The sequence below is a fragment of the Chryseobacterium cucumeris genome (genome assembly GCF_016775705.1).
Classification (GTDB): domain Bacteria; phylum Bacteroidota; class Bacteroidia; order Flavobacteriales; family Weeksellaceae; genus Chryseobacterium; species Chryseobacterium cupriresistens.
Genome location: NZ_CP068760.1, coordinates 3,835,350 through 3,848,098, shown reverse-complemented (window position 1 = coordinate 3,848,098; position 12,749 = coordinate 3,835,350). Strand labels below are relative to the sequence as shown.

Sequence of the window (12,749 nt, the reverse complement as noted above, 5' to 3'; positions counted from 1 at the left end):
TTTATTTTAAAGTGGCTCTTTCCGCCTCTGTCATGGTTTTAGATTGCATTGCAAACCTTTTGATATAGCCCTTCAGAGCTGTATTCTGTTTGCTGTAATTATTCAGCAGGAAAGCTTTATCATCCTTCAGGCTCCCGCGGTATCCTACGATCTTAGGAATATTTTCCTGAACACTCATTCTGATCAGACGAAGTTCTGCATTATTAGGATTACTTTTAATAATGCCTTCAAGACTTGTAGCGCCTGTCTTTACCAGAGCTTTTCTGTTGCTTTTAGCAATTTTCGCCTCCATAATCTTTGCTGCTGCTTTATATCCGACAGTTACAGCATCAGAACCTGATTGTTTTTCCGCAGTTTCAATAAAGCTCGCAGTATTGGTAGTGGATTCGTTCGCCTTAGCATAGCTGTTTCTCAGCGTTTCAAGGTCAGATTGAAAGAAAAAAACAAATGCTGCTATGAATGATAAGATTAGTTTCATGATGATATTTTTTTATAGCTTACAGACAATTTCAATGCAATAGTCTCGCCAAAAGAAGTGGTGTTTTTTACTTTAACATCGTCTTCATTTTCAGTAATATCAAGCTGAAGTACCAGATCAGGGGTTTCAAAGGGATTGATAATTGCCATGAACTTTACATTCGAAGCGGTTTTCAGGAATAATTTTGAACCCGTCAGTTCCTCAGTAAGTTCTTTAATGATCTGCATCATACAAACACCGGGAGTCACCGGATTTCCAGGGAAGTGTCCTTTGAAAATATCGTGGTCTTTATTAAGATGAATATGAGCAGTAAACTTTCCGTCTTCTGCTTTATCGTATGATGTTAAAGTATAAAAGTCTGTAAGAATCGTTTGCATGATCTTATTTTTTTAAGATTAAAGTATAATCAATTTCTTTCCAAAAAATAGATATATCCATAGATTTGAGGGCAGAAATTACTCTGTTTCGGTTATTTGAAATAGTTTTATGTTGATCTTAAAGTCCTTGTGCTGCAGGTTTAAGCTGTCTGCGAAGATAGGTTTTTTTGCATCAAAAGTAAAATCGATTTTCTCTTTGTTGTTTTTCGTATAGATAATCTGCTTCAGCAAATTACTTTCTTTGTTGAAAAACAGATAATAGCTTTTATTTTCGATTTTTGAAAGGTAGATTTTAGCATTTTCGTTTTCAAAACTTTCACTGACCGGATATTTCCTTTTCAGAAGCTGTTGAAAGTCGTTTTTCAGGAAATTGATGACTATTTTTTTATCCAGGTCAGGAAGCACATAATTCAGTCTGAAATCATTATCAGAGACTTCAAAATCTATCAGTTTATTCCCGAAATCAGAAGTTAAGGCAACACGATGCGTTGTTTCATTCAGTTTTTTGATGATCAGAATACCGCTTACATGGTTTTTATAAATATCCATCTGGCATTTGTAAACATAATCTTCACCGGAAGAGAAATATAAGTTTTCCACCATCTTTTCAGAAGAAGAGACAGGTTTTGCTTCTGTTAACTTATAGGTTTTACAGGAAACAGCCAGGATCAGAATCAGGCTATAAAGTAAACTCTGACGCAGGAATTGAAGCATTGATCTTGGTATTTTTGAAAACAATATTCGTAGTATCTCCGGAAGCCTCCGTCATATTGACCTGTGAAACTGTCGACTGGTTCTTAGGGAAAAACAGTTCGATCTGTTTAATATATTTCAGCAGCTGAGAAGTTTTTGGGATAAACTTCGCCACATTGTAATTTCCGTTCTTAAAATAGGTAACGGTGAACTCAGGATCATTGAACATGGTTCCGTTCGAACTTCCTACAATAAGTTTATTGATTTTTTCAAATGTTTTGCTCTTGGCATCTACAGAAGATTTTTTCCCCTGATCGTTGATGAAGATTTTATTGCTTTTAAAAACAATGCTGTACTGATAAGGTTTTGTATATTTCCAGCTCAGCATATTGGGTGTCTGCAAAGACATTTTCCCATAGGTAACAATGCTTTTATCCAGAAAATCCATTTTTTTGGTCTGGGTAAAATCACTCTGCAACGTTTTAATTCCTTTCGTATCAGAAGAAACCTTCGATACAAATGCTTTGGCTTCAGCTCCGGACATTGCGGTATTTTGTGCAAAAAAGAAACCGGAAACCAGTAAGAATACTCCGAAAGCTATATTTTTAATCATTTCTATTTGAATTTATCACTGTATCAACAGTAAAGGTTGAATATTTTTTATCCTTCAAAAATACTAATAAATTGGCCAGCACGCGAAATGTCTTTTCCGAAGTGTCATGAAGCAGAATAATACTCCCATTTTTCAGGCCTTTTGTCACTCTGTTGTAGATTTTCTTTTCGTCATCAATGATGGTGTCCAATGACCGGACATTCCAACCGATGCTTACTTTATTCGTTTTTTTAATTGCTTTCGCAATATTGGGATTCGTTACCCCGAACGGTGGTCTGTAGAGGCTGGTGCTGATATTTCCCACATTTTTTATGACTTCATCACATTTTTCAATCTCTGTAATCATTTTTGAAGTCGATAAAAACCCTGTAGAATTGGAATGTGATAACGTATGATTTCCTATAGTATGTCCCTCTGCAATGATTCTCTGAAACGTCTCAGGGTATTTTTCAATCTGTTTTCCGATACAGAAGAAAGTTGCTTTTATCTGATGTTCTTTAAGCAGGTCTAAAAACTTTGGGGTAAATTCAGTAGGTCCGTCATCAAATGTAAGGGCCACTTCTTTTATTCTGGTACGCTTATGAGTAATACTGTTCACAAAATATCCCAGTTCAATGTCAAAAGAACCCCAGACAACTACTGCAGAAAAAGCAAAAAAACAAAACAGATATATCCAAATACTTCCGTGGAACGCATAAATAAAAACGTTACAGAAAAGGTAGAACAGGATGAAGGGATAATGTTTCATTGCTGATTGTTTTATTACAAGTTTTATAGTCGTAATATTTATTGTATACCATTGTCACTCCGTAGGAGTCCAGACTAATTTCTAATTTAGATTCCACGCTTCACTGCGTTTCGCTCTGAAGGACAAATAGACCGTATAATTTTCAATTTCAACAATTATGCCTTTTCCAATAACACCAGGCTGTGATCATCACCCGCCAGATGGTTGTAAAGAAGTATATTCTTTATACTTTCCTTTTTTTCTGCATTGATCATCATTACTTCCGGAATCTGCTGTTCCTTCAGGATATGACAGGCCATAAAGGTGGAAAACCCGCTTGCCGTATTAAATTCTCCACTCAGATGTTTGTAATACAGCTGTGCTGAATCAGGAAACAGTTCCATTGCTTTTGTATAATACATATCTGATTGTGCATCTCCACTGAATCCTAAAATAACCGCATCAATATCATGAGTGGAAAGATTGTTTTGAACCAGGAAATTCTGGATAAAATCCTTTACTTCATTCAATTCAACCTTGTTGCTGATCTGGATATTCTTAAGCTTAGCGTAAGAGTTTTCGGTCTTATCTTTTCCAATTACAAAAAAGCTGGCTCCTTCGCCCCAGATTACGCCATTGGTATTAGAATTCAAATAATCTGCAGGAAGATCTGCTTCTTTTTTGATCGTATTATTTAAGCAGTAAAGTTCCATGGTTCTGTCCGTCTGTTCGTCTGTAGAACCTACCAGAACATTTTCTGCTTCTCCGTCATTGATCTGAAGCTGAGCGTCCAGTAACGAAAACTCCAGTGAAGAAGAAGTATTTACATACGTGAAGTTGTAAGCATGACACTGTAATCCCAGAGCAATCTGTCCTGCTACCGTATTATGGGTAGACTGGATGAAAAAGGTAGGCGTAAGAAACTCTTCATGATTATCAATCACATTTTTTAGGAACTTTTCAGAATCCTGAGAGCAGCCCATTCCGGTTCCTACAATGATAGCATCCGGTTTTTCAATTTCAGCTTCCTTCAATGCGTAGTGAGATGCTACGGAGCTCATTTTTACGGTTTTAGACATTCTTCTGATCATCGCAGGCGGAATGAACTCTTTGTAATTAGGTTCTATCGCTTTAATGATGTTTGAAGAATTTCCAGGAGCAAGGTTCTGAAGAATATTTTCGTTTAAAGTGTCCTGAACCGAGATACAGGATGCACTGTTGATGTATACTGCACTCATGATTTTGAGAAAATTAAGGTGGAACAGTTTCCTCCAAATCCAAATGAATTGGAAAGCACATGATTGATGTTTTTCTCTTTCAATTCGGTAACAGGAGTAAGGTCAAACTCTTCCATTTTTGTTTTAAAATTCAGGTTCGGGAAAATCACGCTGTTTTGCATGGCTAGAATTGAAAATACGGCTTCAATTCCTGCAGCAGCAGCTAAAGTATGTCCTGTAAATGCTTTTGTGGAGCTGAACTCAGGCACCTGATTTTCCCCGAATATTCTGATCATGGCAATTCCCTCAGATAAATCGTTATTGGGAGTAGCCGTTCCGTGAACGTTGATATAATCTATATTTTCTTTTTCCAATCCGGAGATTTTCAGAGCTTGCTGCATCGCTAAAAATGCACCCTGCCCGTTTTCTGAAGATGCCGTCTGATGGTGTGCATCATTGGCATTTCCATATCCGGAAAGATAAGCCAGAACCTTTTTGTTTTCTTTTTTGACCATTTCTTCAGATTCAAGGACTAAGAAAGCGGCAGCTTCCCCAAGATTCAGTCCTTTTCTGTTGTTGTCAAAAGGAGTGTTGTAAGAATCCGTAAGAATCATCAGCGTATTGAACCCATTCAAAGTAAATTTTGAAAGAGAATCTGTTCCTCCGACAATCACACGGTCCAAAACTCCGTTTTTAATCAGTTTAGCGCCCATCATAATCGCATTGGCTGCTGATGAACAGGCTGTACTGATGGTAGAAACCATGCCCTTTAATCCCAGATAACCGGCAATAGCCAATGAGGAATTCCCGGCATCATGAGCGTCAATATATTTTTGCTTTTCAGGGAAGTCTTCGTAAGAGTAGAAGTATTTTTCAGTGATATCCATTCCTCCTACACTGGTAGAAGAGATCAGTCCGGTTCTGTAACCATTGATATCTGAAATTCCTGCACTTTCTACAGCTTCCTTCGCAGCGATCATTCCCAATAAAGAAGTTCTTGTTACATTATTGTCTTCATCAAGCTGAAGCTGTTGTACAAGTTCTTCATTGGATAATTTTATTTCACCTGTTTTAATGGCTCCGGCATGACGGGTTTCAAACATTTCGATATCTGAAATTCCATGTTTTCCGGATTGCAATGAAATAAAATTTTCCTCCACATTGTTTCCGATGGAGGAAATGATGCCCATTCCCGTTATGGCAATTTTTTGACTCATGGTATTCAATAATGTAACAATGTATCAATCGAATATTTACCAATAATTGCTACATTGTTACACTGTTAGATTGTTATATTAATTTATTTTGTTCTGTTGTCCTCGATGAATTTTGCCATCGTATCGATAGATTGGAAAATCTCTTTTCCTTTTTTAGGATCAGCTAATTTTATTCCATAGTCTTTATCAAGAAGAACAATCAGTTCCAGAGCGTCGATAGAATCTAATCCTAATCCACCTCCGAACAATGGATCAGTATCTTTGATTTCTTCTACAGATACATCTTCAAGGTTAAGAACTTCGATAATTTTGTGTTTCAATTCTGTTTTTAAGTTTTCCATAATTCAGTTGGTTTATCAGTGCTTCAGCATATCATAAAGATCATTACATCATTGCACTGTTATATTGTTACATTTTTATAAGGTTAGCAAATATACAAAAGCTTTGTAATTTTCCTGATACAATTCCACCCAGCCACACAATACTTTGTCGGCTTTTCCGGATAGAAGAATCTGTTCAGAATAATCATTCAAAAATTCTTCATCAAAATCATCCAGCACAAAAAAAGCATTTTCTGTCTGCATCTTGTGTTTAATGCTGATTTCTCCTACACAGATATTAGGTAAAGTATACACAAAAACAGCCGGACTTGGATAGAAGTTATCCTGATTGTTGATGCTTTCCTGATATTTGAAATCGGTATCCAGACTGGAAGATCTGTTGGAAAAAACAATAGCTGTTCTGCTGTGATCTTCATCTTTCAAAATGGTTTCAGCGGCAAGAAAAGCCAGTTTACTCAAATGATCCATTTTATGAAACTTTGGATAGCTGAGGTCTAAACTTTTATAGGCTTCTTTGGCAAACTCCTGAAAGGTTTCGCTTGGGCTTTCAAAAATAAGATTTCCGTCAACGGTTATTTTTGAATGTTCTACGGTACAGGTATTTATTTTCTTCATCACTTTCAGTTTAACATTTTTCCAGCACAACAGCTGCATTACATCCTCCAAATCCAGAAGCGGTCTTCAGAATATATTTAATGTCTGCAGTTTGATTTTCCTTGATGATATTCAAAGGTTGGGTTACTCCCATTTCTTTAAAATTCTTTGAAGGAATCAAAATGCTGTGAAGAGCACTTTCCATAGAGATAATGCTTTCCAAAAGACCGGAGGCACCCAGGCAATGTCCGTAATAGCCTTTCATACTGTTGAGCGGAATATGCTGAAGATCCATTCTGTTGAAGGCAATGGCTTCCATTTCGTCGTTATATAAAGTGGCCGTTCCATGGGCAGAAATAAAATCAATTTGTTCCGGAGAAACCTTCGCTTCAGTCATGGCATTTTTGATACTGGCATATAAACCGTCACCTGTTCTTGAAGGACCGGAAATATGATTGGCATCATTGACTGCTGAATCTCCCAGTACTTTAAATCTGAATTTCTCGTTTTGTGAGATTGCTTCGTCACTTTGTTCCTCGCAATGACATGAGGTGATATAAACAGCTGCTGCTGCTTCACCGATATTGATTCCGTCTCTGTTTTTATCATATGGTTGGCAAGGTCCTGAACCAATGGCCTGAAATGAGTTGAATCCCGAAATAACAAATTCAGAAAGCTCATCACCGGCAATCACAAAAGCATCTTTGTATTTTCCTGCCTGAATCATGTTTTTAGCAACAGAAATCGCCATTACTCCTGAAACGCAGGCATTGGAAACGATGATCGGTTTTGTTTTAAATCCAAAAAAAGCAGCAATTTTTTCTGCTAATTTTGATAAATAAACACCTTCCGGTAATTCGGACTGATTTTTTAACTGGCTGATATTTCCTTTTGTTGTGGAAAGGATAAAAGCGGTATCTTCTGATACAGTACGTTTTTCAACAAGTGGCTGTAAGCTTAAAAGAAGCATTTTTTCCAGTCTTGTGAAATCATTTGTATGCTGAGCAAAGAATCTGTTGAACTCTTCATTCAGTTTTTCAGAATCAATCATAGAAGCATAAAAAGCATCCTGATTGTCTATAATTTTATGTAAAGCAACTCCCGACTGTCCTTCTAACAGAGCGTTCCAGTTGGAATCAACATTGAAACCCAAAGGAGTTACACAATTGTAATCTGTGATATAAATTTCCTTCTTCATGATAATCCCATTTTATCTTTCCAGTTTTGAAAAAATTCCGGATTATACAGGCATAAGCTTCCATTGCTGTCGAGGAATACCTGAATGGTTTCTCCGCTGCATACCAGTTGATCTTCCTGATTGAAAAGCTCATATCTGTAAATAAGTTTGGCAGATACAGAATTAATAAAAGTGGTCACAATTCTGAATGTTTCTCCATACTTTAAAGGAAGAAAATGCTCACAGGTACTTTTTACGATCGGTGTTACAAATCCTGCATTCTGAATATCAAGATAGGTAAGACCATGCAGACGACCGAAAGCTTCTCTTCCGTCTTCAAAATACACGATATAATGCCCATGCCAGACAATGCCCAGCGGATCTGTTTCATTGAAGCGTACTCTTACTTCTTCGGTACAGGTTAATATATTTTCTTTAGACTGCATTTTGTTTTTTTTCGTAAAAAATAGAAATAGCTACGGTGGCAATATAGAATAAGAAGAGGAAAACCAGTTCTTTGGCAATCCCACCAATTCCGCTGTTCCTTAAAATAATATCATAATAAGCATTCAGTCCCCAGTTCATAGGAGAGAATTTCGCTACGGTCTGCATGAATTCCGGCATCAGAAATACAGGTACCCAGATTCCGCCAATGGCTGCCAGAACCACTACAGAAGTCGCCCCAAATGGAGCAGATTGTTCCTGTGTATCGGCTATAGTTCCCAATAAAACTCCAAATCCAATAGCTGCCAGTCCTGCAAACAGTGTTACTGTCAGAAGCTGGAACATTTTTCCGGATACATCAAAAGCCGGAAGATCCATATAAGGGAAAAGGTAAATTCCTACGGCAACCATCAGTAAAAACTGAATAAGGCAGATGATAAGATAGGTAAATGTTTTTCCTAAAATATGGACAAAATAAGGAGTAGGGCTTATTCTTGCTCTTACACTTGTTCCCTGGCTTTTTTCTTTTACCAGATTGATGGATAAAGGGACAACAATAAAGAAGATCGCAAAAAGTGTCCATGCAGGAACGTTGTGTTGAACGGAATTTGGCATGACATCCATTGCTCCTTTTTTGGGAGTGATTTCTTTAAAGCTGATCAGGTTTTTATTTTCGTCAAGATTTTCCGTTGTTCCCAGCTGATCCTGGAAGGCTTTGTAAATCTTTTTATTTTCAATTTCAAAAACCATTTTGTTGACAGAATTCATCACCGAATTTTTGAAGCCCACATTGGTAGCAGGGTCAAAGTACAAATGAATTTCTTTGGCTTTGGGAACTGCTGTTTTTACTTTTGCAGAATCTCCTTCCAGCCCGAATGAACTTACAATGGTCTGAACTTTCGAATCAATATTGGAATTTAAATCTTTCGTTAAATTTTCAGGAATGACAATCGCCATCTGATAATCTCCGGAAAAAACAGCCTCCTGAGCAGATTTTTCATTGAAGTTGGTCAGCAGCTGGAATGTTTTGCTGTTTTCCAGTTCTGCTTTTATATTTTTTGAAACTTCAGATTTGTCCTGATCAATAAAGATAATAGGAATCTTTGATCCTTCAAGGTTTTTAAAGGTAGAATCCTGAATAAGGGTAATGGTGACAATCAAAAGCAAAGGCATCACAAAGATGATGACAATTCCTCCGATGTCTCTTTTCAGCAGAAGAATTTCCTTAATAAAACTTCTCCACAGTTTATACAACAACATCTCTTAATTCTTTTCCGGTTAATGAAATGAAAACGTCTTCAAGGTTTTCGGCATTGGCAATCTGTGAAACAAGTTCTTCAGGGGTTCCTACAGCATGAATTTTTCCATGATCGATGATGGCAATTTTTGTACAGAATTCTTCAGCCTCAGAAAGGTGATGGGAAGTATAAATAATGCACGTTCCCTGTTTATTTAAATCTAAAAGATAATCAATAATTGCTTTTTTAGACTGAACATCTACTCCTACCGTAGGTTCGTCCAGGAATAAAACTTTAGGATTGTGAAGCGTTCCGGCGATGAGGTTGCAGCGGCGTTTCATCCCTCCTGAAAACTGGCCTACCTGCTTGTTGGCAAATTTTGAAAGCCCCATGATTTCAAGGGATTCGTCAATGGCTTTTTTAAGCTGGTTGTGCTTTAAACCATAAAGACTTCCGAAAAACATAAGATTTTCTTTGGCGGTAAGCGTAGGATATAAGGCATATTCCTGGGGAACAATTCCGATAATCTGTCTTATTTTGAACCCATCCTTCTGGGGAGATAAACCGTTAATGGTGAAATGTCCTGAAGTAGGTTTGATTAATCCTGAAAGCATGGAAATCAGCGTTGTTTTCCCGGCTCCGTTGGGCCCGAGAATTCCATAGATTTCATTTTTACTGATGCTCAAAGAAATATCATTTACAGAAAACTCATCAGAATTTTTGTATTTTTTGTATAAGTTTTTAATTTCAATCATATTTTCCGCCATATCAGATCGCTTTTCTCAGTTTTTTATAGAAAGCTTCTTCCAGGTCTGCAATATGCAGCATTGTTTTTGAAAGTTCATTGTAAATATTGCTTTTCGAGTTTCTGTTTTTATACACTCTGGCAATATCAACGGCAAAATCTCTCCAAAGGTCACCGATAGAGGTTATTTCTTTTGATAATTCCTTTAGCTCATCATTTTTAAGAATAACAGCCGCTTCCTGAAGAAATGCACCATAGATAAACCTGAAGCCTCCGCCTCCGGTTCCAATTTCTTCCTGCATTCTGATCAGCTGTCCCAAATAATGGTTGGTCACTTTTGTACCTTTCTTTTCTGCCCATTTCGGGATGCTTCTGGCTACCCATCTCATGGCTTTTACCCCAATAAGTGGTACAGGCGCCAGCATATTTTTACAGGTATCTTTGATTCCTTTTTTGATGGCCTCTTCAAGATTCACATTTTCCGGAACATAAACAGGGTAGTACATGTGTCCTTTCGGAGGAAGTGCCCCTTTTGCGTATCTTACTTTTTCCAGTTCTGCTTCAGAAAGGGAAGTGGTATAATCCATTACAGGATCACTGATCAGGAATTTTCCGTCTTCTTTTCCATACACTACAAGGTTGTGAGCATTGAAGTGAAATTTGTATTCTTCAGGAAAATAAGTAAGGTTGAAAACGCCCACCTGAAGTCCTGTAGGGATATTTTGTTCCAGATTTCTTTCAAGCGCTTTTTGGGCATCCTGAGGATTTGAGAATTTTTCTCTTTTGATTTTAATTCCTAATCTTTTGGCTGCTTTACTGAAAATAGCACCCGGCATTGGACGATAGCTGAAGCCCGGAGCAAAATTCACCTTCAGAAAAGGGAGATAGACAAAAAACAGTCCTGAACCGATCCCGAAGATCATAGGTTCGCTTAGTTTCAGTCCTTTGTTAAGCAGTAGATTAGAAGCAACACCGTTTTCGCAATGCGCAGTCTGATGGTGTTCAAAGTTTAATTTCATTTGCTGATTGTATCTTTTCATTGGTCAAATGATACCAGGCATTATATTGAGCCTTGTTTCATTTATTTCCATCGAAGTTTTTTAATTCATCCACTGAAATTCCGAATGCATCGGCATATTTTTTCAGTGCATTTTCGCTTAGTGTTTTGAATATTTTGGGTTTAAAATGTCTTTTTACTCTCCATTGCCACATTCCTACATATGAAGCCAGAACGCCAATATCCATTTTGTTCAGTTCCATAAAATAAACAATGGGACTTGCTGTATTATTGGCCACATTTTGTTTTGCTTCCTCAATTCTCTCATAAATAAGTTCCATAGATTCATCCAGAGCAGCTTTCTTGGCATCCCAGCCGGTGCTGTTTGCTGTCGTGTAGTTGTCGTTCTCATCCGTCACATACAGAACTTCAGTCATGTTGGCGGATTTCAGGTTACTTTCGTCTTGAGGCAGGTCTTGTTTTTTCATCTAAATAATGTTTATATTTTTAGATTCCAGATGAAATATGCTCACCTGTTTTTGATTCTTTTAATCAGGTGGCTAAAATAGTGAAAATACATTATATGGTTATCGTAATTACAAAAATCCACTATTATTGCATTCCGGAATATCATGGTCTATTGAGTCAATAGTTGAGTGAACTGTATTATGTTAAATTATAAATATTGTTAAAAATACTGAGGATTAATAGTGTTTTATGCGGTTTTAGGTTATTTTATTTATATTTGTTTGTGTAAATAATTAAAAAACTAATAAAACAAAAACCATGAAAAACTTAAGACAACTTACAAAAAATCAATTAAAAAAAGTAAAAGGAGGTTTAACTGCTTATATTTCGTGTGCTAACGGAACTAATGGGCAAATACGTAATGTAGGAGTTAATACCGATATTGCAACTGCTGCTGAGCAGATTTGCGGAGGCAACGATTATGAAGTTATTATCTAAAAAAGAAATTAAGTAAACTTCAATAAAGAAACATGCTGCTTAGATTTTAAGCAGCATGTTTTTTATATTGATTCCGAAGAATTGTATACTAAATTTTGTGGTTAAAAACTGCTTCTCCCTGATGGTCAGAGTTTCACGGATTTTGTGAATGTTTCACGTGAAATAATTCATCTGATGATGAGATCTTAATGGTTGTATCAAGCTGATTATTAGTTGATTTATAAAGAAGTAGTGAATGTGTAAATAAACAAAAACGGAGTTTTTATCTAGGGTTTTTATAATCAATTCAATAGGAGTGGGCTTTAGCTCGCTTAAAAAAAGAGAAAAATTAATTGACTGTAGCCAAAACCTATATTTTAAACACGAATAAAACAAATGAATGCACAAATGTTCACCAATCTATTAGAGAATATAAAATTGATTTAAAAGAGAAAAGCTGTACAAAAACGTACAGCTTTTCTATGTCTATGTTGAATTGACTTTACGACTTTACTTCCTGAATAAACAGGTTGATTTCCGCTCTGATTAACAATTCATCATTATGAAATGTTTCACAAAATATGTGGCAGATATTCTCAAACTGTGATATAAGTGATGCCCTGGAGATAATTTTGTCATTCACCTTCGGAAGACCGAAAACCTCAATCTTCTTGATATTGGTAATGAACCCGATCACTTTTGTATCTGCTTCAGGATTTTCAAAGAAGCTTTGCCCAAGGATAGAAGAGCAGGTCTGAGCCAGATTTTCGATCAAGCCGGCTTCCGCAAACTCATTGTTGTGAACAAATATATTATCTTCTTTGATTTCAAAGGAAGTCACTACTTTTTCTTTGGTCAGTTCCAGGATATAGTCTGCCATGAGCATCGGTTCACGATGCGGTAAAAAGTTGTGTATATTGATGATATTTTCTTCCTTTATTTCCAT

17 protein-coding genes are annotated in these 12,749 nt (G+C 36.7%); 1 reads left to right on the top strand and 16 read right to left on the bottom strand.

The annotated features are described in order from the left end of the window. Window position 1: 1 nt before the first annotated feature. The 15 genes from JNG87_RS17170 to JNG87_RS17100 form a co-directional block, all read right to left on the bottom strand. Window positions 2–478 carry a hypothetical protein gene (locus JNG87_RS17170; protein ID WP_202839882.1) on the bottom strand — a complete coding sequence of 159 codons (477 nt, stop codon included), beginning with the start codon at window positions 476–478 and terminating at the stop codon, window positions 2–4. Beyond that, window positions 475–855 carry a 3-hydroxyacyl-ACP dehydratase gene (locus JNG87_RS17165; RefSeq protein WP_202839881.1) on the bottom strand — a complete coding sequence of 127 codons (381 nt, stop codon included), beginning with the start codon at window positions 853–855 and terminating at the stop codon, window positions 475–477. The genes JNG87_RS17170 and JNG87_RS17165 overlap by 4 nt, the downstream gene beginning before the upstream one ends. 78 nt (window positions 856–933) lie before the next feature. After that, window positions 934–1,569 (bottom strand): hypothetical protein, encoded by a 636-nt coding sequence (locus JNG87_RS17160; RefSeq protein ID WP_202839880.1) that lies wholly within the window; start codon window positions 1,567–1,569, stop codon window positions 934–936. Next, window positions 1,535–2,161 carry a LolA family protein gene (locus JNG87_RS17155; RefSeq protein ID WP_202839879.1) on the bottom strand — a complete coding sequence of 209 codons (627 nt, stop codon included), beginning with the start codon at window positions 2,159–2,161 and terminating at the stop codon, window positions 1,535–1,537. Before JNG87_RS17155 ends, JNG87_RS17160 begins: the two co-directional genes overlap by 35 nt. Beyond that, the gene (locus JNG87_RS17150) at window positions 2,154–2,909 is read right to left on the bottom strand and encodes a polysaccharide deacetylase family protein (protein WP_202839878.1); all 756 of its coding nucleotides are present in this window, start codon (window positions 2,907–2,909) and stop codon (window positions 2,154–2,156) included. Before JNG87_RS17150 ends, JNG87_RS17155 begins: the two co-directional genes overlap by 8 nt. Before the next feature lie 155 nt (window positions 2,910–3,064). Then, window positions 3,065–4,126: a beta-ketoacyl synthase N-terminal-like domain-containing protein gene (locus JNG87_RS17145; protein ID WP_202839876.1), complete on the bottom strand. Its 1,062-nt coding sequence runs from the start codon at window positions 4,124–4,126 to the stop codon at window positions 3,065–3,067. After that, window positions 4,123–5,322: a beta-ketoacyl-[acyl-carrier-protein] synthase family protein gene (locus JNG87_RS17140; RefSeq protein ID WP_202839874.1), complete on the bottom strand. Its 1,200-nt coding sequence runs from the start codon at window positions 5,320–5,322 to the stop codon at window positions 4,123–4,125. The genes JNG87_RS17145 and JNG87_RS17140 overlap by 4 nt, the downstream gene beginning before the upstream one ends. 83 nt (window positions 5,323–5,405) lie before the next feature. After that, window positions 5,406–5,663 carry a phosphopantetheine-binding protein gene (locus JNG87_RS17135; protein WP_034692439.1) on the bottom strand — a complete coding sequence of 86 codons (258 nt, stop codon included), beginning with the start codon at window positions 5,661–5,663 and terminating at the stop codon, window positions 5,406–5,408. A gap of 75 nt (window positions 5,664–5,738) precedes the next feature. Then, window positions 5,739–6,278: a 3-oxoacyl-ACP synthase gene (locus JNG87_RS17130; protein WP_202839871.1), complete on the bottom strand. Its 540-nt coding sequence runs from the start codon at window positions 6,276–6,278 to the stop codon at window positions 5,739–5,741. A gap of 10 nt (window positions 6,279–6,288) precedes the next feature. Then, complete coding sequence (locus JNG87_RS17125) at window positions 6,289–7,455, bottom strand: beta-ketoacyl synthase N-terminal-like domain-containing protein (RefSeq protein WP_202839869.1); 1,167 nt, start codon at window positions 7,453–7,455, stop codon at window positions 6,289–6,291. Next, window positions 7,452–7,880 carry an acyl-CoA thioesterase gene (locus JNG87_RS17120; protein WP_105684190.1) on the bottom strand — a complete coding sequence of 143 codons (429 nt, stop codon included), beginning with the start codon at window positions 7,878–7,880 and terminating at the stop codon, window positions 7,452–7,454. The genes JNG87_RS17125 and JNG87_RS17120 overlap by 4 nt, the downstream gene beginning before the upstream one ends. Next, window positions 7,870–9,138 carry an ABC transporter permease gene (locus JNG87_RS17115; protein ID WP_202839867.1) on the bottom strand — a complete coding sequence of 423 codons (1,269 nt, stop codon included), beginning with the start codon at window positions 9,136–9,138 and terminating at the stop codon, window positions 7,870–7,872. Before JNG87_RS17115 ends, JNG87_RS17120 begins: the two co-directional genes overlap by 11 nt. Then, the gene (locus JNG87_RS17110; protein WP_238349611.1) at window positions 9,125–9,871 is read right to left on the bottom strand and encodes an ABC transporter ATP-binding protein; all 747 of its coding nucleotides are present in this window, start codon (window positions 9,869–9,871) and stop codon (window positions 9,125–9,127) included. The genes JNG87_RS17115 and JNG87_RS17110 overlap by 14 nt, the downstream gene beginning before the upstream one ends. Window positions 9,872–9,884: 13 nt before the next feature. Beyond that, window positions 9,885–10,880, bottom strand: a complete 996-nt coding sequence (locus JNG87_RS17105; RefSeq protein WP_202839865.1) for a BtrH N-terminal domain-containing protein — start codon at window positions 10,878–10,880, stop codon at window positions 9,885–9,887. 58 nt (window positions 10,881–10,938) lie between these two features. Further along, window positions 10,939–11,346: a hypothetical protein gene (locus JNG87_RS17100; protein WP_202839864.1), complete on the bottom strand. Its 408-nt coding sequence runs from the start codon at window positions 11,344–11,346 to the stop codon at window positions 10,939–10,941. Between the two features lie 298 nt (window positions 11,347–11,644). Here JNG87_RS17100 and JNG87_RS17095 point away from each other — a divergent pair, with 298 nt between their 5' ends. After that, a complete protein-coding gene (locus JNG87_RS17095; RefSeq protein ID WP_089695162.1) occupies window positions 11,645–11,824 on the top strand; it encodes a bacteriocin-like protein in 180 nt (59 codons plus the stop codon). 481 nt (window positions 11,825–12,305) lie between these two features. On the opposite strand, the gene JNG87_RS17090 is transcribed toward JNG87_RS17095, so the two are convergent. Continuing rightward, window positions 12,306–12,749, bottom strand: a complete 444-nt coding sequence (locus JNG87_RS17090; RefSeq protein WP_202839863.1) for an ABC transporter permease — start codon at window positions 12,747–12,749, stop codon at window positions 12,306–12,308.